Origin of the sequence: Krasilnikovia cinnamomea (assembly GCF_004217545.1) — a bacterium.
GTDB lineage: Bacteria > Actinomycetota > Actinomycetes > Mycobacteriales > Micromonosporaceae > Actinoplanes > Actinoplanes cinnamomeus.
The window spans coordinates 2,879,157-2,899,376 of sequence record NZ_SHKY01000001.1 but is presented as its reverse complement, the minus strand read 5'-3'; the positions used below and the strand labels follow the sequence as shown (position 1 = coordinate 2,899,376).

Here is a 20,220-nt window from a genome sequence, read left to right as displayed (position 1 = left end):
GGGGTCTCCAAACCGGTATCCCCATCGCCGTGGCGCCGGGACGATCAGCACCAACGGAGATCGATCCGGGGCCGCGCCGGGTCGGCCACCGCCATCACCGCCGTGACGGCCTCCGGCAGGCTGCCGAGCACGGGCACCGTGTCGGGCAGCTCGGCCCGGTCCCAGCCGGGTCCGGCCGCGGCCACCAGCAGCGGGCGGTGCGGGCCATCGAGCAACCGGCCCAGCTGGCCAGGATCCGCGGTCTGCCGTTGCTGCGACCAGAGCACCACGGCGGTCGGCCCGGTCCTGGCCACTGCGTCGTCCAGCGCCTGCGGTGGAACCCGAGCGCCGAGCGACCGGCACGGCACCCCCAGCTCCGCGAGCGCTGCGGCCAGCGCCTCCAGCGGCAACGTGTGCTGTTCCTCGTCGGCGGCGGCCAGCAGGATGCGAGTGGGTGCGCCGGGCGACGGACGTGGCACCGCGCCGAGCACCTCGGCCACGCAGCGGGACACAACGTGCTCCACCTCGATGAAGCGCTGCGTCGCGGCATACCTTTCGCCGACCCCGACGAGCACCGGCATGATCACCTCGTGCCAGGCCGCGACCACTCCGTGGTCGGCGACGTGCGTCTCGAGCAGATCGCGTACGGACGCCGCGTCGAGCCGTGCGGCGGCGCGGGCCACGCCACGGGCGGCCGGTCCCGCGCGTGCGCTCGCGACGGTCGGGCCGCCGCCGCGCCTTGGCTCCCTGGCGTCGGTTGGGCCGCCGCCTCGCCCTGGCTTCCCGGCATCCGTCGGGCCGCCGCCGCGACTCAGCTTGCCGGCGTCAGCCAAGTCGCGGCCGCGGCTCGGCTGCCCGGCGGCGGTCGGGCCGTCCCGGCGTTGGCGGGCGGCGGCGTCGGTCGGCGCGGCATGGCCGAGTGACGAAGGCATGGCGACATCCATCGGTACGACCGCCCGCCGCGCCCAGCCGGCGGCCTCGGCGGGCGTCATGCCCCGGGCGGTGAGTCGCCGCATCACCTCCAGACGCTGCATGTCCTCGACCGTGTAGCGCCGGTGCCGGCCGGGGCTGTGCTGACTGGGACCTAGTCCGTATCGCTGATGCCAGGTGCGCAGGGTGGTGACGGCGACGCCGAGCCGCCGGGCGGCGGCCCCGGCGGTGAGCGCCTCATCGACCACCCGCGGACTCCTCGCCGGCGTCCAGATACCGGACGAGGCACTCGGTGACCCCTGCGAGCCACGGCGCGTACGAGCCGGAATCCGTCGCCAGCTCCGCGCGCAGCTCCGTCGGCTCCACCCACCGGATCGCGGCGACCTCCCCGGGATCGGGCCGGGGCAGCCATGCGGCAGGCAGGTCGCCCACGAGGACGTGGTCGTACTCGTGCTCGACGCGCCCGGTGACCGGGTCCTGCGCCCGGTACGCGTAGACCCCCGCCTCGGTGAGTGCCACGCCGTCGAGGCCGACCTCCTCCGCAAGCCGGCGCCCGGCCGCGGTGGCGAGATCCTCCCCGGGTGCGGGATGCCCGCAGCAGGTGTTGGCCCAGCGCAGCGGGAACCGGGTCTTGGCAGCCGCCCGCTGCTGAAGCAGCACCCGGCCGTCGGGGCCGCGCAGGAAGACCGAGAACGCCCGATGCAGCCGACCCGGAGCCTGATGGGCCTGCTCGACCGTGGCGGATCCCACCGGGGCGCCGTCGGTATCGACCAGTTCGACGAGATGGTGCTCGCGGGATGTCATGCCCCACCTCCCGGCAGGCCCTCGCGGCCCCCGGCGGTCATGCGGTGCGGGCCGGGCGTGCCCTCGGTGCACTCGGTCATGTGGTGCTCCCGGTGACCCGTGCGGCGGCGAGCTTGCCCGAGATCAGCACCATCGGCACTCCGACGCCGGGCTGGGTGCCGGAGCCGGTGAACACGACGTTGGGCAGCGTCGGGTGCAGGTTGCCCGGCCGGAACGGGCCGGTCTGCCGGAACGTGTGCGCGGCGGCGAACGGGGTGCCCGCGGCCATGCCCTGCTCGGCCCAGTCTGCCGGAGTGATGACGCGTTCGACGTCGACTCCGGCGCGAAACCCCAGGTAGCCGCGCTGCTCCAACACGTCGACCAGCTCGTCGGCGTACCGTCGGCCGAGGCCGCCGCGCCAGTCCAACGGCGCCGTGTGGAGGTTCGGGGTGGGCGCCAGCACGTAGTAGGTGTGCCGTCCGGTGGGCGCGACCGACGGGTCGGTGCGGCTCGGGTTCGTGACCAGCAGGGACGGTTCGCTCATCAGCAGCCCGCGCCGGATCACCTCGTCAAAGGTGCCCCGCCACGCCGTACCGAAATGGATGTTGTGGTGTGCGGCCTTGGTGTAGGCCTGCCGCGATCCGATGTGCAGTACGACGCAGGACGGCGAGTAGCGCAGGCGGCGCGGGCGGCGGGTGGGCGGCAGCAGCTCGCGCCAGGCGACCGGCAGATCGGGGTTGAGCACGACCACGTCGGCCGGGATCCGCTGGCCGTCGGCGGTGTGCACGCCGGTGGCCCGGCCGTGCCCGATCTCGACCCGGGTCACGGTCGTGTCGTACCGGATGTCCACGCCGTGCTTCTCGGCGGCGCCCGCCAACGCCTTTGGCACGGCATGCATGCCGCCGCGCGGGTGGTACACGCCGGCGACCGCGTCCAGGTAGGAGATGACGGCGTACAGCGCGAGGGCGTCGTGCGGGGCGAGGCCCGCGTACATGGCCTGGAACGAGAAGATCCGCCGCGTGCGGGGATCCCGGAAGAACTCGTTGATCTTCGGCTGGAGTCGGCGGAACCCCCCCATGGCCAGCAACTTCAGCAGGTTGACATGCAGCAGGTCGAGAGGGCTGTCGAGGTTGCGGTCGATGAAATGGTCGCGTTCGAGCCGCCACAGCCGCCGGGCGAACTCGACGAAGCGCAGATATCCGTCGGCTTCCCGAGGCCCGCACACATGGGAGATCTCGGCCGCCATCCCCACCGTGTCGGTGCGTACGTCCAATGTCGAACCGTCCGGGTAGTACGCCCGATATGCCGGGTCAAGCCGGGTCAGCTCCAGCCAGCCGTCGAGGTTCTCCCCGACGGCGGCCAGTGGCTCGGCGATCAGCTCCGGCATGGTGAGCACGGTGGGCCCGGTGTCGAATTCGTACCCGTCGACCGAGAGGCGCCCAGCCCGCCCGCCGGGTGCCGACTCACGCTCGACGACGGTCACCTGCCGCCCGGCTCCGGCCAGGTGCAGGGCGCATGCCAGCCCGCCCAGCCCGGCACCCACGACCACCACCCGGTCGGTGGGTCCTGTCACGGTGCGCACGTCAGCGCCTCCTGAGGTTCTGCACGGCGGTCCTTTCCGGGGGCCTCATCATGCCGGTCGGTGGGTGGCGGTCACAGCCAGGCGGGTCAGGGCGGCGCGGGCGTCCGGGCGGATGGGCGCGTTCGCCAGCGCGGCGGTCCCCTCGGCAACCCGCTGCCGGATGAGGGCCTCGACTCGCGCGACCGCCCCGGTCTCCGCGATCACCCGGGCGAGGCGGTCCACGTCAGCGGTGGTGTCCCGCCCGGGGTCGTGGATCCGGTCCAACGCGGCAAGCTGGGCAGGGGTGGCGGACTGGCGAGCGAGCATGAGCAGGGCGGTGGGCTTGCCGGTACGCAGGTCGTCGCCGGACGGCTTGCCGGTGACCGCGGGGTCGCCGTACACCCCGAGCAGGTCGTCGCGAAGCTGGAACGCCTCGCCGACCGCGGTGCCGAACCGGTCGTACGCCTCAGATGTGGCCGGGTCCCCGGCCGGCCCGGCCAGTGCGAGGCCGAACTGCAGCGGGTGGCGCACGGTGTATCCGGCGGTCTTGTGCCGGGCGACGCGAAGCGCCCGATCGATGGACCAGCTCCCTGGCTCGGCCTCCCCGAGCACGTCCAGATACTGCCCGGCGACCGCCTCGGCACGCATCCGGTCGTAGCAGGTGCGCGCGGCGAGCAGCGTGGCGGCGGGCAGCGGGGCATCCGCCAACAGCTGGTCGGCCCAGACGAGTGACAGGTCACCGACGAGGATGGCCGAACTCCGCCCGAAGTGGACCGGGTCCCCGCGGCGCCCGGCACGCTCGTGCTGAACGGCGAAGACCCGGTGCACCGTCGGGTGCCCCCGCCGGGTCGCCGAGTCGTCCATCACGTCGTCGTGAACCAGTGCGAACGCGTGCATCAGCTCCAACGCGGCCAGCGCGGGCAGCACGGCCTCGACCGGCTCGGCCGCGCCGACCGCCCCCCGCCAGCCCCAGTACGCGAACGTCGGACGCAGGCGCTTGCCGCCCGCGAGCACCAGGTCGCGGGCCGTGCGGGCGAATCCGCCCAGCGCTGGATCGACTCCATCCAACGCGGCGATCCGTCCGGCGATGAAGCCTGCGAGCGTGCCCTCCACCGCACCGATCACGTCGTCATGACGGACCTCCTGGTGGGGCAGGGTCCGGCCCAGATGTCCGGTGAGGATGTCGTTGGCCACGGGAAGAGAGTACGCTCATCGAGGCGGTTGCGTCGATCCGTGCGTCGCTTTGTTTGCCGGCTGAGTCCTCCCGGGGAGATTCCCGTCCCGGGAGATCCGTGACGAGGAGGGTTTGTATGGACCTGGCGGTTGCGTACGACCGGTGCCGTGAGCTGCATCGGCGTCACGGCCGGACGTACTACCTCGCCACCCGGATGCTGCCCGCGTGGAAACGCCGCCACGTCCACGCGTTGTACGGTTTCACCCGTTTTGCGGATGAGATCGTCGACCGCACGGAGGCGCTGCCACCGCCCGAGCGCGCCGCCCGCCTCGCCGCCTGGTCCGATCGCTTCCTCGCCGGGCTGCGCGGCGAGCCGGTCGAGGACCCGCTGCTGCCCGCCGTGCTGCACACCATCGCCGTCTTCGACCTCGACCCCGACGACTTCGCCGCCTTCCTGCGCAGCATGGCGATGGACCTGACGGTCACCTCGTACGCCACCTACGCCGACCTGCTCGGCTACATGGAGGGCTCGGCCGCCGTCATCGGCACGATGATGCTGCCGATCCTCGGCTCGACCGATCCCGTCGCGGCCCGCGAACCAGCCCGTCAACTGGGCCTGGCGTTCCAGCTCACCAACTTCATTCGCGACGTCGCCGAGGATCTCGACCGCGGTCGCACCTACCTGCCGGACACCCACCTCGCCGACCATGGCGTCACCCGAGACGACCTGAAAGCCGCCCGAGCCGCCGGCCGGGCCACCCCTGCGATCAAAGCCCTCATCCGCGCGGAGTGCCGACGCGCACGAGACCACTACGCGGCCGCGGCCCCCGGCATCCCCCTGCTGGCACCCACTTCCCAGGCCTGCCTCCGCACGGCATTCCGGCTCTACGCCGGCATCCTCGACGAGGTCGCCGCCGCCGACCACGACGTCTTCGCCCGCCGCGCCACGGTGCCCAACCGGCGTCGCGCGACCGTCGCGCTGCGGTGCCTGCTCACCCGCCCCGGCACCCCGGTGGCGGCGGTGGCCTGACATGCGTACCGCGATCGTCCTGCTCACCCGCGACCTACGGGTGCGTGACCATCCCGCGCTGGCCGCCGCCTGCGCCGCCGCCGACCGAGTCGTGCCGTTGTTCGTCTTCGACCCGGACCTGCAGGCGATCTCCGCCAACCGGACACGCTTCCTGTACCAGGCGCTCGCCGATCTGCGGCACACCCTGCGCGGTCGCGGCGGCGACCTCGTCGTCCGCCACGGCGATCCGGTCGCCCAGACCATCCGCACGGCCCAGGCGGTCGCGGCCGACGCCGTCGCGATCACCGCCGACATCAGCGGGTACGCCCGGAGCCGCGAGCACCGCCTGGCGCGGGAATGCACCCGGCACCGTCTCGCCCTGCGTGCCTTCCCAGGCATCACCGTTGTCGAGCCGGGCGCCCTGCGCCCCGCCGGCGGCGGCGACCACTACCGTGTCTTCTCCCCGTATAACCGCGCGTGGCAGGCTGCCGCGTGGCGCGACGAGGTGACCGCTCCCCACGCGATCAGGCTGCCCGACGGGCTGGATCCGGGCGACTTGCCCCCGGCCCCGCCCGGCGAGTCGCCGGACGCCGCGCCCGGCGGCGAAACAGCGGGACAGCACCGCCTGCATGCGTGGTTGACCGGTGCGGCCGGTCACGGACGAGGGGTGACCGAGCGCATCCCCGGGTACGCCGACCACCACGACGATCTGGCCGCGGACGCGACCTCGCGGCTCAGCCCGTACCTGCGCTTCGGTTGCGTTTCTCCGCTCGCTGTGGCGAACGCGGCGCGCGCCCTCGACGGGCCCGGTCCGGCCGCGTTCGTCCGCCAGCTCTGCTGGCGCGACTTCTACCACCAGGTGGCGCTCGCGTTCCCCCGGCTGGCGACCGACGCCTACCGGGCCCCGGCCGAGCCTCCGTGGCGTCGCGATCCCGCCGCGCTGCGCCACTGGCAGGACGGCCAGACGGGGGTGCCCGTGGTGGACGCCGGCATGCGGCAATTACGGGCCGAGGGCTGGATGCACAACCGGGCCCGGCTGATCACCGCCGCCTACCTCGCCAAACACCTCCGCCTGGACTGGCGCGACGGGGTCCGCTGGTTCTTCCGGTGGCTGCTCGACGGCGACATCGCCAACAACGCCGGCAACTGGCAGTGGGTGGCGGGGACCGGCAACGACACCCGGCCATACCGCCGGTTCAACCCGATCCGCCAGGCACACCGCTTCGACCCGGATGGCGAATACGTCCGGCGCTACCTGCCGGAACTCGCGGCAGTACCCGGTGGCACGGTGCACGAGCCATGGCGCTTACCCGGCACGGTGCGCCGCGACCTGGACTATCCGCCACCGCTGGAGTCGCCGGGCGAGGAGCCGACGTGGCTGCGGGCCTGACGTGAGGGCGGTCCGAGAAGGCAGCCTGTCAGCGGAGGTCGACCCGCCCGGGGCGCGGTACTGGTTGCGCGCCGCGGCCCGCGCTGCCCGGGGATTGCTCCACGGGCAGCGCGAGCGCGGTCGCGGCCATGAGGTTGGCGGACACCAGCCCTGCCCGCCATCGCCCCCTCACGGCCGCACCTCGGTGTGACCTCTTCCGCGGCGTTGAGAATCGGCCACCGCCGGGGGCAATCAAGGATTTCCCCGCGAAAATGTCCGGCGACGTTCCCGTGTGGTCGCGGGCGGCGGTGCCAAGCTGATGCCCATGGGCGAAGCGCAGCACGTGGACGCGGTCGTTGTCGGCCTGGGGGTCGGCGGCGAGGAGGTCGCCGGCCGGTTGGCCGAGGCCGGTCTGTCCGTGGTCGGCATCGAACACGCGCTGGTCGGCGGCGAGTGCCCGTACTGGGGCTGCATACCGACGAAGATGATGATCCGGGCGGGCAACGCGCTGGCCGAGGCACGCCGCATACCCGGCCTGGCCGGTGCGTCGACAGTGCGGCCGGACTGGACCCCGGTCGCGCGCCGCATCCGCGCGGAGGCCACCGACACCTGGGACGACAAGGTCGCGGTGGACCGCTTCACCGGCAAGGGCGGGCGGTTCGTGCGGGGCCGGGCGGCGATCGCCGGCCCTGGCCGCGTCCGCGTCAACGATCAGGAGTACGTCGCCGCCCGCGCCCTGGTCCTGGCCACAGGCACGGCGGCGGTGGTGCCACCGATCGACGGACTGGCCGGCACGCCCTTCTGGACCAACCGGGAGGCCGTCGAGGCCGAGCACCTGCCCGGAAGCCTGCTGGTGCTCGGTGGTGGCGCCATCGGCCTCGAACTGTCCCAGGTCATGGCCCGCTTCGGGGTCTCCGTCACGGTCATCGAGGGCAGCGATCGCGTCCTGGCGATGGAGGAGCCGGAGTCCTCCGAACTGGCCGCCCAGGCGCTGTCCCGCGACGGGGTGACGATCCTGACCGGGGTACGCGCCCAACGCGTGGCCCACTCGGCCGACGGCTTCGCTCTGACCCTGAGCGACGGCCGTACGATCACCGGTCAGCAGCTCCTGGTCGCCACCGGCCGCACTGCCCGCCTCGGCGAGCTCGGCGTCGACTCGATCGGCCTCGACCCGACCGCCCGTCACCTGGTGACGGACGACCGCATGCGGGTCGCTGACCAGGTGTGGGCGGTCGGTGACGTCACCGGCAACGGCGCCTTCACCCACATGGCCATGTACGAGGGCGATGTCGCGGTGCGAGACATCCTCGGCCAGGGCGGGCCGGGAGCCGACTACCGCGCGCGACCACGGGTCACCTTCACCGATCCCGAGATCGGCGCGGTGGGGTTCACCGAGCGGCAGGCCCGCGACGCCGGCCTCGACGTGCGGATCGGCCACACCGCCCTGCCGTCCTCATCGCGGGGGTTCATCCACGGCCCGGGCAACGACGGCTTCATCAAGCTCGTGGCCGATGGTGCGCGTGGAGTTCTCGTCGGTGCGACCTCGGCCGGTCCGGCCGGTGGCGAGGTCCTCGGTGCGCTGTCCGTCGCCGTACACGCCGAGGTGCCGGTGTCGACGTTGCGCGGCACCATCTGGGCGTACCCGACGTTCCACCGTGCGATCGGCGATGCCGTGCGCGCGCTCGGCTGACCCGGACAGCCGGGCTGACCTGCGCATTCGACGGACCATGGGGGGCCGATTTGGTGCCCTGGATACGACCGGGTAATGTTCTCTCTCGGCAGGGGAACGGACGAGCCAGCGGCCAGACCGCGGCGGCCGGCCTGCCAAGCCCAACGACTTCGAGTACGTGGCAGTGCTGCGCGCTCGGACAGGCGGGCGTACTGGGGCAGACAGGAACCAACCGGGAGAATCCGGTTGACAGGGACTGAAAGACCCGGTAAAGTTGAACGAGTGCCCCGAGGTTGGGCCTCCGGTTGGGGGTCTGGTTTTGGTGTGTGGTTGTTCTTTGAGAACTCAACAGGGTGTTTTGATAAGCCAGTGCCAATTGTGATTGTTTGTCCCTGGCCGGTCACGTTTGTGGTCGGTTGTGGATTCCTTTGGCAACAATTTGTTTGTTGCTGGGGTTGATTCTTCAGGTTTTTGTTGGAGAGTTTGATCCTGGCTCAGGACGAACGCTGGCGGCGTGCTTAACACATGCAAGTCGAGCGGAAAGGCCCTTTCGGGGGTACTCGAGCGGCGAACGGGTGAGTAACACGTGAGTAACCTGCCCCATGCTTTGGGATAACCCTCGGAAACGGGGGCTAATACCGGATATGACTTCTGGCCGCATGGTCGGGGGTGGAAAGTTTTTCGGCGTGGGATGGGCTCGCGGCCTATCAGCTTGTTGGTGGGGTGATGGCCTACCAAGGCGACGACGGGTAGCCGGCCTGAGAGGGCGACCGGCCACACTGGGACTGAGACACGGCCCAGACTCCTACGGGAGGCAGCAGTGGGGAATATTGCACAATGGGCGGAAGCCTGATGCAGCGACGCCGCGTGAGGGATGACGGCCTTCGGGTTGTAAACCTCTTTCAGCACCGACGAAGCGAGAGTGACGGTAGGTGCAGAAGAAGCGCCGGCCAACTACGTGCCAGCAGCCGCGGTAAGACGTAGGGCGCGAGCGTTGTCCGGATTTATTGGGCGTAAAGAGCTCGTAGGCGGCTTGTCGCGTCGACTGTGAAAACCCGCGGCTCAACCGCGGGCCTGCAGCCGATACGGGCAGGCTAGAGTTCGGTAGGGGAGACTGGAATTCCTGGTGTAGCGGTGAAATGCGCAGATATCAGGAGGAACACCGGTGGCGAAGGCGGGTCTCTGGGCCGATACTGACGCTGAGGAGCGAAAGCGTGGGGAGCGAACAGGATTAGATACCCTGGTAGTCCACGCTGTAAACGTTGGGCGCTAGGTGTGGGGGGCCTCTCCGGTTCTCTGTGCCGCAGCTAACGCATTAAGCGCCCCGCCTGGGGAGTACGGCCGCAAGGCTAAAACTCAAAGGAATTGACGGGGGCCCGCACAAGCGGCGGAGCATGCGGATTAATTCGATGCAACGCGAAGAACCTTACCTGGGTTTGACATCACTCGAAAACTCGTAGAGATACGGGGTCCTTCGGGGCGGGTGACAGGTGGTGCATGGCTGTCGTCAGCTCGTGTCGTGAGATGTTGGGTTAAGTCCCGCAACGAGCGCAACCCTCGTTCGATGTTGCCAGCGGGTTATGCCGGGGACTCATCGAAGACTGCCGGGGTCAACTCGGAGGAAGGTGGGGATGACGTCAAGTCATCATGCCCCTTATGTCCAGGGCTTCACGCATGCTACAATGGCCGGTACAAAGGGTTGCGATGCCGTGAGGTGGAGCGAATCCCAAAAAGCCGGTCTCAGTTCGGATCGGGGTCTGCAACTCGACCCCGTGAAGTCGGAGTCGCTAGTAATCGCAGATCAGCAACGCTGCGGTGAATACGTTCCCGGGCCTTGTACACACCGCCCGTCACGTCACGAAAGTCGGCAACACCCGAAGCCGGTGGCCTAACCCCTTGTGGGAGGGAGCCGTCGAAGGTGGGGCTGGCGATTGGGACGAAGTCGTAACAAGGTAGCCGTACCGGAAGGTGCGGCTGGATCACCTCCTTTCTAAGGAGCACCTTGCCCGTGAAAGCGGGCCAGGAGCCCGCGTCACCCGAGTGTGGTGACGGGGTGCTCGATGGCGGAGACACTGGCCTAGTCTGGTTCCGGCAACGGCCGGCGCATCTAGTACGCATCCCTGTGTGGGGTGGGGGAACGGTGGGCTGGTGCGGCTGGGGCGGGGCGACCGATCAAGACATCCTGTTGGGTCCTGAAGGAACAACCAGGCCCGGTACCGCGTGGGAACGCGGGTCGGGTACCCGGCTGAGAGGCTGGGGGTTGTTGTTCAGCGCCAGGCATGACCTGGTCCCTCATACCGTTTCAACACTGTGCGTCTGTGTGGCGTGGGCCTTTCGGGGTGGGTGTTGGGGGTTTGGTGGGGGGCGGTTCGGGTTGTGGGTTGGTTGTTGGTTGAGAATTGCACAGTGGACGCGAGCATCTTGTTTTCTGTGGTTAAGTTGTCAAGGGCGAACGGTGGATGCCTTGGCACCAGGAGCCGATGAAGGACGTGGGAGGCCGCGATAGGCCTGGGGGAGCTGTCAACCTAGCTGTGATCCCAGGGTGTCCGAATGGGGAAACCTGGCACGAGTCATGTCGTGTCACCATCATCTGAATTCATAGGGTGGTGGGGGGAACGCGGGGAAGTGAAACATCTCAGTACCCGTAGGAAGAGAAAACAATAGTGATTCCGTGAGTAGTGGCGAGCGAAAGCGGATGGAGCCTAAACCGGGTGTGTGTGATACTTGTCAGGGGTTGCATATCCGGGGTTGTGGGAGCCACGTACCGTGTCTGACAGCGCGGTGGAGAGTTACAAAGTTGCACGTTAGTTGAATGGTGTGGGAAAGCCAGCCGTAGACGGTGAGAGCCCGGTAGGCGAAAGCGTGTGACCTCTGTGTGGATTTCCCGAGTAGCGGCGGACTCCTGTAATCTGCCGTGAATCTGCCAGGACCACCTGGTAAGGCTGAATACTTCCTGGTGACCGATAGCGGACGAGTACCGTGAGGGAATGGTGAAAAGTACCCCGGGAGGGGAGTGAAATAGTACCTGAAACCGTTCGCCTACAATCCGTCAGAGCCTTTTGGGGTGATGGCGTGCCTTTTGAAGAATGAGCCTGCGAGTTAGTGGCACGTGGCGAGGTTAACCCGGGTGGGGTAGCCGTAGCGAAAGCGAGTCTGAAGAGGGCGTTGAGTCGCGTGTTCTAGACCCGAAGCGGGGTGATCTAGCCATGGGCAGGTTGAAGCGTGGGTAAGACTGCGTGGAGGACCGAACCCACCAACGTTGAAAAGTTGGGGGATGACCTGTGGTTAGGGGTGAAAGGCCAATCAAACTCCGTGATAGCTGGTTCTCCCCGAAATGCATTTAGGTGCAGCGTCGTGTGTTTCTTGCCGGAGGTAGAGCACTGGATGGTCTAGGGGGCCTACAAGCTTACCGAAATCAGCCAAACTCCGAATGCCGGTAAGTGAGAGCGCGGCAGTGAGACTGCGGGGGATAAGCTTCGTAGTCGAGAGGGAAACAGCCCAGATCACCAGCTAAGGCCCCTAAGCGTGTGCTAAGTGGAAAAGGATGTGGGATCGCATAGACAACCAGGAGGTTGGCTTAGAAGCAGCCACCCTTTAAAGAGTGCGTAATAGCTCACTGGTCAAGTGGTTCCGCGCCGACAATGTAGCGGGGCTCAAGCACACCGCCGAAGCTGTGGCACTCACACAAGTACTTCGCGAAGAGACTTTGGTCTTTTCGTGCAGGTGTGTGGGTGGGTAGGGGAGCGTCGTATGGCGGGTGAAGCGCCGGGGTGACCCAGGTGTGGACGCCATACGAGTGAGAATGCAGGCATGAGTAGCGAATGAAGGGTGAGAAACCCTTCCGCCGGATGACCAAGGGTTCCAGGGCCAGGCTAATCCGCCCTGGGTGAGTCGGGGCCTAAGGCGAGGCCGAGAGGCGTAGTCGATGGATAACGGGTTGATATTCCCGTACCCGCGTAGGAGCGCCAGCGATGAACCTCACTGTGCTAACCATCCGAGTTTGTTGATCCCTTCGGGGTGACGTGGGCGAGGTTGGGATCCTGGTGGGTAGTAGTTGAGCGATGGGGTGACGCAGGAAGGTAGCTGATCCCGGCCGGTGGTTGTGCCGGGGTAAGCGTGTAGGCCGTGCCATAGGCAAATCCGTGGCACATGGAGGCTGAGACGTGATGCCGAGCCGATTCAGGTGAAGTCAGTGATCCTATGCTGCCGAGAAAAGCCTCTAGCGATGTTCCGAGCGGCCCGTACCCCAAACCGACACAGGTGGTCAGGTAGAGAATACCGAGGCGACGGGCGAACTGTGGTTAAGGAACTCGGCAAATTGCCCCCGTAACTTAGGGAGAAGGGGGGCCGGACGCGTGAAGCCCCTTGCGGGTGGAGCGTGGTATGGCCGCAGAGAGCAGGGGGAAGCGACTGTTTACTAAAAACACAGGTCCATGCCAAGTCGTAAGACGATGTATATGGACTGACGCCTGCCCGGTGCTGGAACGTTAAGGGGACCTGTTAGCTCTTCGGGGCGAAGCGGAGAACTTAAGCGCCAGTAAACGGCGGTGGTAACTATAACCATCCTAAGGTAGCGAAATTCCTTGTCGGGTAAGTTCCGACCTGCACGAATGGCGTAACGACTTCCCCACTGTCTCAACCACAGGCCCGGCGAAATTGCAGTACGAGTAAAGATGCTCGTTACGCGCGGCAGGACGGAAAGACCCCGGGACCTTTACTATAGCTTGACATTGGTATCTGAATGCAATTGTGTAGGATAGGTGGGAGCCGGTGAAGCTCGGACGCCAGTTCGGGTGGAGGCAATCTTGAAATACCACTCTGTTGGATTTGGGTATCTAACTTGCGGCCCTGATCGGGTCGAGGGACAGTGTCTGGTGGGTAGTTTAACTGGGGCGGTTGCCTCCTAAAAGGTAACGGAGGCGCCCAAAGGTTCCCTCAGCCTGGTTGGCAATCAGGTGTTGAGTGTAAGTGCACAAGGGAGCTTGACTGTGAGACTGACAGGTCGAGCAGGGACGAAAGTCGGGACTAGTGATCCGGCACTTGCGTGTGGAAGCGGTGTCGCTCAACGGATAAAAGGTACCCCGGGGATAACAGGCTGATCTTCCCCAAGAGTCCATATCGACGGGATGGTTTGGCACCTCGATGTCGGCTCGTCGCATCCTGGGGCTGTAGCAGGTCCCAAGGGTTGGGCTGTTCGCCCATTAAAGCGGTACGCGAGCTGGGTTTAGAACGTCGTGAGACAGTTCGGTCCCTATCCGCCGTGCGCGTTGGATACTTGAGAAGGGCTGTCCCTAGTACGAGAGGACCGGGACGGACGAACCTCTGGTGTGCCAGTTGTCCCGCCAGGGGCACGGCTGGTTAGCTACGTTCGGAAGGGATAACCGCTGAAAGCATCTAAGCGGGAAGCCTGCTTCGAGATGAGGTATCCCACCACCTTGAGTGGGTAAGGCCCCCAGCTAGACGACTGGGTTGATAGGCCGGAAATGTAAGCCAGGTAACTGGTTCAGTTGACCGGTACTAATAGGCCGAGGGCTTAACCACACCCATAAATTTGGTGCTCAACGCGTCCACTGTGTGATATCTCAGCAAACAACCACCCCCCACACACCCCACCCACCTAGACCACACAGTCTGGTGGGCGGGTGGAAGATGATGGGGGCTTGGTGGCTGGTAGTTGTGCCGGTGGTCATAGCGGAGGGGAAACGCCCGGTCTCATTCCGAACCCGGAAGCTAAGCCCTCCAGCGCCGATGGTACTGCACCCGGGAGGGTGTGGGAGAGTAGGACGCCGCCGGACTCAAACATGATGAGGGCCGCCCCCACCCCGGGGGCGGCCCTCACTGCATGCTGACCAGACACCACCCCACACCAGGCCAGACAAGCCATACCAGGCCAGGCCAGACAAGCCATACCAGGCCAGGCCAGGCAGGCCATACCAGGCCAGGCACGATCACGACTGTGTGTGCGCTGCCCCGGCCAGGGGCGGGTCCACACAGCTAGATAGGGCCGGGGACTTGAGTGTATTTCGGCACGGCCCGTTGCTCGCCTGCTCTGGTCAGTCGCGGTCGGCAGCAGCTCAGGCGGCGGTCTCGGAACGTAGCCGCTGGGGCGGTACGCCGGCCGCGGTCAACAGGCCCCCGACCGTCGCCGAATAGTTCTCCATCGACACGGCTACGTGGTGATCGTCGGCCAGGTCGCACAACGCGGCGAGGGTGCCGAGGTTGATGGCATCCATCGCGGACACGTCGCTCAGATCGAGGACGAGCCGGACCGGCCGGACCTTGCGTACTGCGTACACCAGGATCTGGCGCAGGGTTACGGCGGTGTCGAAGTTCATCGCGCCGTGCGGCTGCACGACGAGACTGCCATCCGCGCCCGCCTGAACATCGACCGAAGTGTTTTCCACCGGTCTGCCTTCCGTCACCGCGCGTTTGCCGGGCGGCCAGACTACGACGACTCCCAGCGCCCGTCGATAGCCGGAAGGGTGAATTGCGCCAGGGCGCAGGCAGCCGTGTTCGTGCCGCCTGCGCCCCGGGCTGAACCCAGACTGCGCGTCGATTCCGCGAGAACCCTAAGCCCCACTCCGCGAGGAGGGCCCCCTACGCCGGGCTCCGCGAGGACCATGCGCCGGGCTAGCGAGATCCTGCGCCAGGGGCTAGCGAGACCCTGCGCCAGGTCAGCGGGACCTCGGCCGCGTCAGCGGGACTGCGGGGTCGCTGCGGCGACCGCGTCGCGTACGGTTCGGACGTCGGCGGGGGTGCCCAGCGGGTCGGGGAACGTGCCGTACGGGGTCACGTAGACCGGGGTGTCGCGCTGGGTGCGCCAGTTCTCGGAGAGCGGTCCCACGTCGACGGTGTCGTACCCGATGGCGTTGAGGAACTCCGTGACGGTGCGCTTGGCGGCGGCGTCGTCACCCGAGATCGGCAGGGCGGTCCGGTCCGGCGCACCGGCCGGGCGGCCCAGAGACGCCAGGTGCTTGAAGTAGATGTTGTTGAAGCCCTTGACCACGTGCGCGCCGGCGAGGTGGCGCTGCAGGAGCTCGCCGGTGGTGCTGGAGCCGTTCTCGAGTTCGGGGAAGACCCCGTCGCGGTCGGGGTAGTAGTTGTTGGTGTCGATGACCACCTTTCCGGCCAGCGGCTTGGCCGGGACGTCGCGGTACGCCCGCAGGGGGACCGTGACGATGACGATGTCACCGGCGGTGGCCGCCTCGGTGGGGGTGCCGGCGCGGGCCCCGGGGCCGAGCTCGGCGACCAGATCCTGCAGTGTTTCGGGGCCACGGGAGTTGCTCAGCACCACGTTGTAGCCGGCGGCGACCGCCAGCCGTGCCACGGTCGAGCCGATCAACCCGCTGCCGATGAGTCCGATTGTCGTCATGACAGCGCGAACCTCACGATGGGACCTGGGATTCCGTCTCACCAGCGGTAGTGACCGGCAGCACACACTGTAGGGGCATCCCGCGCATGGACCTCCGTCGGATCCCCGGCAGGACCTGGCCAGGGCACTTCGGGTGGGTCAGCCTTGGTCGACCTGGCGGGCTCGGCGTGCGTTGTCATGGCGGGCCGCCCGGGCGTGCGCGGCGGCGACCAGCTCCGCGACACGAGTACGGGTACGCGGGCCCGGGTTGAGCACGCTGACCCAGCCGGCCGTGGCGTACACGGGGTGGGGTAGCAGCTGGTCGAGGGCGGTGTAGTCCCACCGGTCGGCATGCGCGGGGTGCTCGGCGGGGGCGTAGCCGACGGTCTCGGTGAACAGTGCGCGGCCGGGATCGAGGTTGAGGCGTACGACGCCGGGGCGGTGCAGGTGGGAGGCGGTGTCGAAGCCGGGATAGTCGTTGGTGACCAGCGTGGCGAACGGCATGCGCCGGTCGGCGGGTGAGTCGCCCCTCGGGTCGTAGTAGAAGAACGAGTCGCCCCAGGCCACCTCCGGTGCTCCGGTCTCGGCGCTGGCGCGTAGCACGACCACCCCGGGCAGCGCGGTGATCAGTGCGGTGACCCGTTCCTCGATGTCCGTTCCCATACCCTTGAACCATATCGTTGAACTTGCGTCTGAGACTCTGGGTTGACGCGACGTGGCGGGGGACGCCTCAACCCTCAAACCGGGATTGGGGTGTCGTGCGGCCGGTGGATCTCGCCCGGGAAGCGGGCATCTCGGCCCAGGCCGTACGCGATTATGAGCGGGACGGGCTGCTGCCGCCCGCCGAGCGGTCCGCTTCGGGATACCGCCGATACACCGAGGTGCATGCCCGCGCGCTGCGGACCTACCGGGCGCTGGTTCCCGCGTACGGATATGCGGCGGCCCGGGAGATCCTGCGGGCCGTGCACCGTGCCGATCTGGACGCCGCCCTGCGGGTCATCGACGCCGGTCACGCCGGGCTGCAGCGTGACCGGGAAACCCTGGACACGGTCGCGGCGGCGGTCGAGCGCCTCACCGGTGCGGACCGACCTGATGGTGAGCGGGGGAGCGGTCCGCAGGGAGGCGACCCCGGGCTGGGGGCCGCGCGGACGGCTCCGGGGCCGTTCACCGTGGGGGAGGTCGCCGGGCGCCTCGGCGTGACCGCCGCGACGGTGCGCAAGTGGGAACGGGCGGGGATCGTTCAGCCGGGGCGTGATCCGGGCACCGGATACCGCCGGTTCACGGCGGCCGACATCCGTGACGCGGACCTGGCCCACCTGTTGCGCCGGGGTGGATATCCCCTGGCCCACATCGCCACGGTCGTGCGCCACGTGCGGGAAGCGGGCGACCTGGCGGCCCTGGCCGCTGCGCTCGCCGACTGGCGGGCCCGGGTCACCGCACGGGGTCGGGCCATGCTTGCGGCCGCCGCGCAGCTGGCCGGATATCTCGACGCCACCGGTCAGGACGGCAGGGCGCGCCAGCCGTCGTAGTCGTGTACGGCGATGCCGTTGAACGCGGGCGCGCTACGGGTCGCGCCGTCCACCCGGGCCAGCGCGTCACCCAGCGCGGTCGCACCCTCCTCGGCGAAGGTGCAGTACGGGCAGTCGGACAGCGGCCGGGTTTCGGCGCCCAGCCGGACCCGCTTGCCGGCGGCGGCGCCGCGCGCCAGCCAGTCCCGGCTGACGTCGTAGATCGAGTTCGGGCCGGTGCCGCTGTCCCGGTAGCTCATCACGGTGACGGCGGAGGCCCGGCGCAGAGTCTCGGTGGCGAGATTCTTTCCGGAGACCGTGATCGTGCCGTACCAGAACGGCACGTCGACCTCGACGGCCAGCGGGCCGGCGTCGCGCAGCCGCTGCAGCAGCGTCAGGTAGGCGGTGGCCGTGGCGTTGCGGTTGGTGTTCCACGCGGGCAGCAGGTACGGCTCGGCGTCGACGTGCAGACCGGCGAACAGCTTGGTACCGGTCACCGCCTTCTGCCAGGCCAGGGCGGCGGCGTGGTCGGTGGTCCAGGATTCGTCGCCGCCGAGCGCGCTCAGCCGTACTCCGGCCAGGTCGGCCTGGCGCTTCAGTTCGCGCAGGCGGGGCAGCGAACCGTCGGTGGCGACGGTGGTGCCGACGTACGTGAAGATCTCGGTCACGTCGTGGCGGGCCGCCCACGACATCACCTCGGCGGGGTCGGCCTGGCTCCACAGCCACATCGCCCGGGTGCCGGGTGGGGCGGGTGCGGTGCCGGCGCTGGCGTTCGCCCCGGATGCGGTCAGTACGACAACGCTCAGCGCCGACATCAGCCACATCCGCGTTCCGCGCCTCACCACCACACCCCCTTGTCCGCCGCGCCGCCCGTCCGGTTGGGGGTAGGGCCAGAATCGGCAGCCGGCCGGGATTCATGAGGTGTCGGGGGAGGCGGGCAGCGCGAAGGCGCCCGAATGGATCTTAAATGCATTCTGTGGCGAAGGCCATCATCGCGGTCCGTCAGGACGTCCCCGGCGGGGTCGATCGGAGCGGAGATCGGAAGCCAGCCCCGAACCGACGAAAGACGTGCCATGCGCCGCATTCTCGACAGCCTGACCATGAGCCGAATGCTCACCAAGCTGACCATCCGCCGTTCGCTCCGCATCGGCTTCACCGTGGTCGTGGTGCTGCTGGTGCTGCCGGGCCTGGTGTCCGTGGTGAGTCTCTTCCAGGCGACCGGACGCATCGGGTCGCTGGCCGACGCGTCGGTGCCCGGCGCGCAGATCGTCGGCCGCATCGACGCCCTGATGAACAAGTACCGCAAGGAGCAGTGGGAGTACCTCGCGCTGCCCGCCGGCGACAAGGACCTCGCCGAGACGGCCGCCTCCATGAAGGAGGAGGACGCCGAGATGAAGGACCTGTTCGCGGAGTACCGGAAGCTGCCCGTCGAGGCCCACAACCTCAAGGCGCTGGCCGCGTTCGAGGACCACTGGAACGGGTACGTGCAGGCCACCGCCGGCGAGATCGGGCTGGCCGACCAGGGTGACAAGGACGCCGCGCGCGACACGTTCGACGACGGCAAGGGCGGCGACCTGTGGGACTCGCTCAAGGGCGACCTGAAGTCGTGGCGCGCCGCCTCCGCCAAGGCGGCGCAGGCGGACCGCGACGCCTCCCGGATCTCCGCGATCGTGGCGTTCAGCCTGTTCGGGGTGCTGCTGGCGATCGCCATCGCGGCGGCGTTCACGGTGCGGCGGACCCTGTCGCGGCGGATCACCACCGGGCTGGAGACGCTGGCCGACGCGGCGGACGGCATCTCGCGTGGTGACCTGGCGCAGCGCGTGGAGACCGGGACCGACGACGAGATCGCGCAGGTCGCCTCGGCCTTCGATCGGATGGTCGAGTACCTGACCGGGATGGCCGACGTGTCGCAGCGGCTCGCGGCGGGTCAGCTGGCGGTCAACGCGCGGCCCAAGTCGGAGCAGGACCGGCTGGGGCAGGCGTTCGCGGCGATGGTGGCCAACCTGAACGACTCGATCGGGCAGGTGCACGTGGCCGCCGGTGCCCTGGATGAGGCGTCCCAGGACCTGACCGAGGTCTCCGACGGGGTACGCGGCGCCACGGGCGAGGTCGTCGACAACGCCGGGCGGCAGGTGACCCTGGTCCGTGAGGCGCAGCAGGCGGCCGAGCAGACCGTCGATCTGGTCACCGGCGGCATGGCCACCGTGCAGCAGTTGGCCCAGGTGATGCGGGAGCTGGACAGCAAGTCCACGGAGATCGGCGGGATCGTCGAGGCGATCACCCGGATCGCGGGGCAGACCAACCTGCTGGCGCTCAACGCCTCCATCGAGGCCGCCCGCGCCGGTGTGCACGGCTCCGGCTTCGCGGTGGTGGCCGGGGAGGTCCGGGCCCTGGCCGAGGAGAGCGGCAACTCGGCGCAGTCCATCGCGAACCTGGTCGCCGATATCCAGCGGACCAGCGGTGACGCCGTGCGGATGGTGGACGAGAACGCCCGGGACGCCTTCGAGCGGATTGCCAGCGGCACCTCGTCGCTGCGGGTCGCGCTCGACGAGGTCGGTGCGTTCGCCAGCGCGAACGTGCAGTCCACCGAGCGGATGGCGGCCGCTACCGCGGCGACGGCCAGTTCCGTACGGCAGCTCGGTGCGACCGCCGACCAGCTGCGCGGGGTGGCCGGTCGCTTCTCGCTGCAGCAGTAGCCGGGATGTCGGTCCGGGGTGGTGCCGAGGCTTGCCACGACGGCGGCGCCGGCGGCCAGGCACCATGGGCCGTACCGGCGGCGGTCGCGGCGTACCGCCGCCCGGCCGTACACCACCCCCGCCGGTCCGCCGATGTGCCGGATGAGCAGGGCCTTCCCGGTGGCGTGATCCGGCTATCCTCGAGCGTCGGG

At 68.5% G+C, this 20,220-nt stretch carries 14 protein-coding genes and 3 rRNA genes; 8 read left to right on the top strand and 9 right to left on the bottom strand.

What is annotated here, in order from left to right; genetic code table 11:
* Positions 1–44: 44 nt before the first annotated feature.
* From EV385_RS13035 to EV385_RS13020, 4 genes are all read right to left on the bottom strand, one after another.
* Complete coding sequence (locus tag EV385_RS13035; RefSeq protein WP_130509714.1) at positions 45–1,157, bottom strand: MerR family transcriptional regulator; 1,113 nt, start codon at positions 1,155–1,157, stop codon at positions 45–47.
* The gene (gene idi, locus EV385_RS13030) at positions 1,147–1,713 is read right to left on the bottom strand and encodes an isopentenyl-diphosphate Delta-isomerase (protein ID WP_130509713.1); all 567 of its coding nucleotides are present in this window, start codon (positions 1,711–1,713) and stop codon (positions 1,147–1,149) included. The genes EV385_RS13035 and idi overlap by 11 nt, the downstream gene beginning before the upstream one ends.
* A 76-nt stretch (positions 1,714–1,789) precedes the next feature.
* Positions 1,790–3,274, bottom strand: a complete 1,485-nt coding sequence (crtI, locus tag EV385_RS13025) for a phytoene desaturase family protein (protein ID WP_130509712.1) — start codon at positions 3,272–3,274, stop codon at positions 1,790–1,792.
* A gap of 48 nt (positions 3,275–3,322) precedes the next feature.
* Positions 3,323–4,447 (bottom strand): polyprenyl synthetase family protein, encoded by a 1,125-nt coding sequence (locus EV385_RS13020; RefSeq protein WP_130509711.1) that lies wholly within the window; start codon positions 4,445–4,447, stop codon positions 3,323–3,325.
* Positions 4,448–4,563: 116 nt separating this feature from the next.
* On the opposite strand from EV385_RS13020, the gene EV385_RS13015 reads away from it, so the two are divergent.
* Complete coding sequence (locus EV385_RS13015; RefSeq protein WP_130509710.1) at positions 4,564–5,457, top strand: phytoene/squalene synthase family protein; 894 nt, start codon at positions 4,564–4,566, stop codon at positions 5,455–5,457.
* 1 nt (position 5,458) lies between these two features.
* Complete coding sequence (locus EV385_RS13010) at positions 5,459–6,826, top strand: cryptochrome/photolyase family protein (protein WP_130509709.1); 1,368 nt, start codon at positions 5,459–5,461, stop codon at positions 6,824–6,826.
* A gap of 28 nt (positions 6,827–6,854) precedes the next feature.
* On the opposite strand, the gene EV385_RS33865 is transcribed toward EV385_RS13010, so the two are convergent.
* On the bottom strand, positions 6,855–6,998 hold the full coding sequence (locus tag EV385_RS33865; protein ID WP_165449462.1) for a hypothetical protein: 144 nt from the start codon (positions 6,996–6,998) through the stop codon (positions 6,855–6,857).
* Positions 6,999–7,130: 132 nt separating this feature from the next.
* On the opposite strand from EV385_RS33865, the gene EV385_RS13005 reads away from it, so the two are divergent.
* From EV385_RS13005 to rrf, 4 genes are all read left to right on the top strand, one after another.
* Positions 7,131–8,495, top strand: a complete 1,365-nt coding sequence (locus EV385_RS13005) for a dihydrolipoyl dehydrogenase family protein (RefSeq protein ID WP_130509708.1) — start codon at positions 7,131–7,133, stop codon at positions 8,493–8,495.
* A 450-nt stretch (positions 8,496–8,945) separates the two neighbouring features.
* Positions 8,946–10,464: ribosomal RNA gene (locus tag EV385_RS13000) — 16S ribosomal RNA — on the top strand.
* A 442-nt stretch (positions 10,465–10,906) separates the two neighbouring features.
* Positions 10,907–14,015 (top strand): 23S ribosomal RNA (locus EV385_RS12995).
* Positions 14,016–14,152: 137 nt separating this feature from the next.
* Positions 14,153–14,269: ribosomal RNA gene (rrf, locus tag EV385_RS12990) — 5S ribosomal RNA — on the top strand.
* Together the 16S, 23S and 5S rRNA genes form the textbook arrangement of a ribosomal RNA operon.
* 279 nt (positions 14,270–14,548) lie before the next feature.
* Here the strand turns inward: rrf and EV385_RS12985 are convergent.
* The 3 genes from EV385_RS12985 to EV385_RS12975 all read right to left on the bottom strand — a co-directional run bounded on the left by EV385_RS12985 (position 14,549) and on the right by EV385_RS12975 (position 16,488).
* A complete protein-coding gene (locus EV385_RS12985; RefSeq protein WP_130509707.1) occupies positions 14,549–14,878 on the bottom strand; it encodes an STAS domain-containing protein in 330 nt (109 codons plus the stop codon).
* A 290-nt stretch (positions 14,879–15,168) separates the two neighbouring features.
* Positions 15,169–15,846, bottom strand: a complete 678-nt coding sequence (locus EV385_RS12980; protein WP_130509706.1) for an NADPH-dependent F420 reductase — start codon at positions 15,844–15,846, stop codon at positions 15,169–15,171.
* A 138-nt stretch (positions 15,847–15,984) separates the two neighbouring features.
* Complete coding sequence (locus EV385_RS12975; RefSeq protein ID WP_130509705.1) at positions 15,985–16,488, bottom strand: DUF6194 family protein; 504 nt, start codon at positions 16,486–16,488, stop codon at positions 15,985–15,987.
* 95 nt (positions 16,489–16,583) lie between these two features.
* Between EV385_RS12975 and EV385_RS12970 the strand changes: the two genes are divergently transcribed.
* Complete coding sequence (locus tag EV385_RS12970) at positions 16,584–17,354, top strand: MerR family transcriptional regulator (RefSeq protein ID WP_130509704.1); 771 nt, start codon at positions 16,584–16,586, stop codon at positions 17,352–17,354.
* Here the strand turns inward: EV385_RS12970 and EV385_RS12965 are convergent.
* Positions 17,324–18,175 (bottom strand): hypothetical protein, encoded by an 852-nt coding sequence (locus EV385_RS12965; RefSeq protein ID WP_130509703.1) that lies wholly within the window; start codon positions 18,173–18,175, stop codon positions 17,324–17,326. The two genes, EV385_RS12970 and EV385_RS12965, sit on opposite strands and share 31 nt — an antisense overlap.
* A gap of 231 nt (positions 18,176–18,406) precedes the next feature.
* Here EV385_RS12965 and EV385_RS12960 point away from each other — a divergent pair, with 231 nt between their 5' ends.
* On the top strand, positions 18,407–20,029 hold the full coding sequence (locus tag EV385_RS12960; protein WP_165449461.1) for a methyl-accepting chemotaxis protein: 1,623 nt from the start codon (positions 18,407–18,409) through the stop codon (positions 20,027–20,029).
* Positions 20,030–20,220 lie beyond the last annotated feature (191 nt).

What these genes read in the sequence shown, in the direction of transcription:
- idi (WP_130509713.1), bottom strand. Translation starts at nt 1,713, where the DNA reads ATGACATCCCGCGAGCACCATCTCGTCGAACTGGTCGATACCGACGGC.
- EV385_RS13015 (WP_130509710.1), top strand. Translation starts at nt 4,564, where the DNA reads ATGGACCTGGCGGTTGCGTACGACCGGTGCCGTGAGCTGCATCGGCGT.
- EV385_RS13010 (WP_130509709.1), top strand. Translation starts at nt 5,459, where the DNA reads ATGCGTACCGCGATCGTCCTGCTCACCCGCGACCTACGGGTGCGTGAC.
- EV385_RS13005 (WP_130509708.1), top strand. Translation starts at nt 7,131, where the DNA reads ATGGGCGAAGCGCAGCACGTGGACGCGGTCGTTGTCGGCCTGGGGGTC.
- EV385_RS12980 (WP_130509706.1), bottom strand. Translation starts at nt 15,846, where the DNA reads ATGACGACAATCGGACTCATCGGCAGCGGGTTGATCGGCTCGACCGTG.
- EV385_RS12975 (WP_130509705.1), bottom strand. Translation starts at nt 16,488, where the DNA reads ATGGGAACGGACATCGAGGAACGGGTCACCGCACTGATCACCGCGCTG.
- EV385_RS12960 (WP_165449461.1), top strand. Translation starts at nt 18,407, where the DNA reads ATGCGCCGCATTCTCGACAGCCTGACCATGAGCCGAATGCTCACCAAG.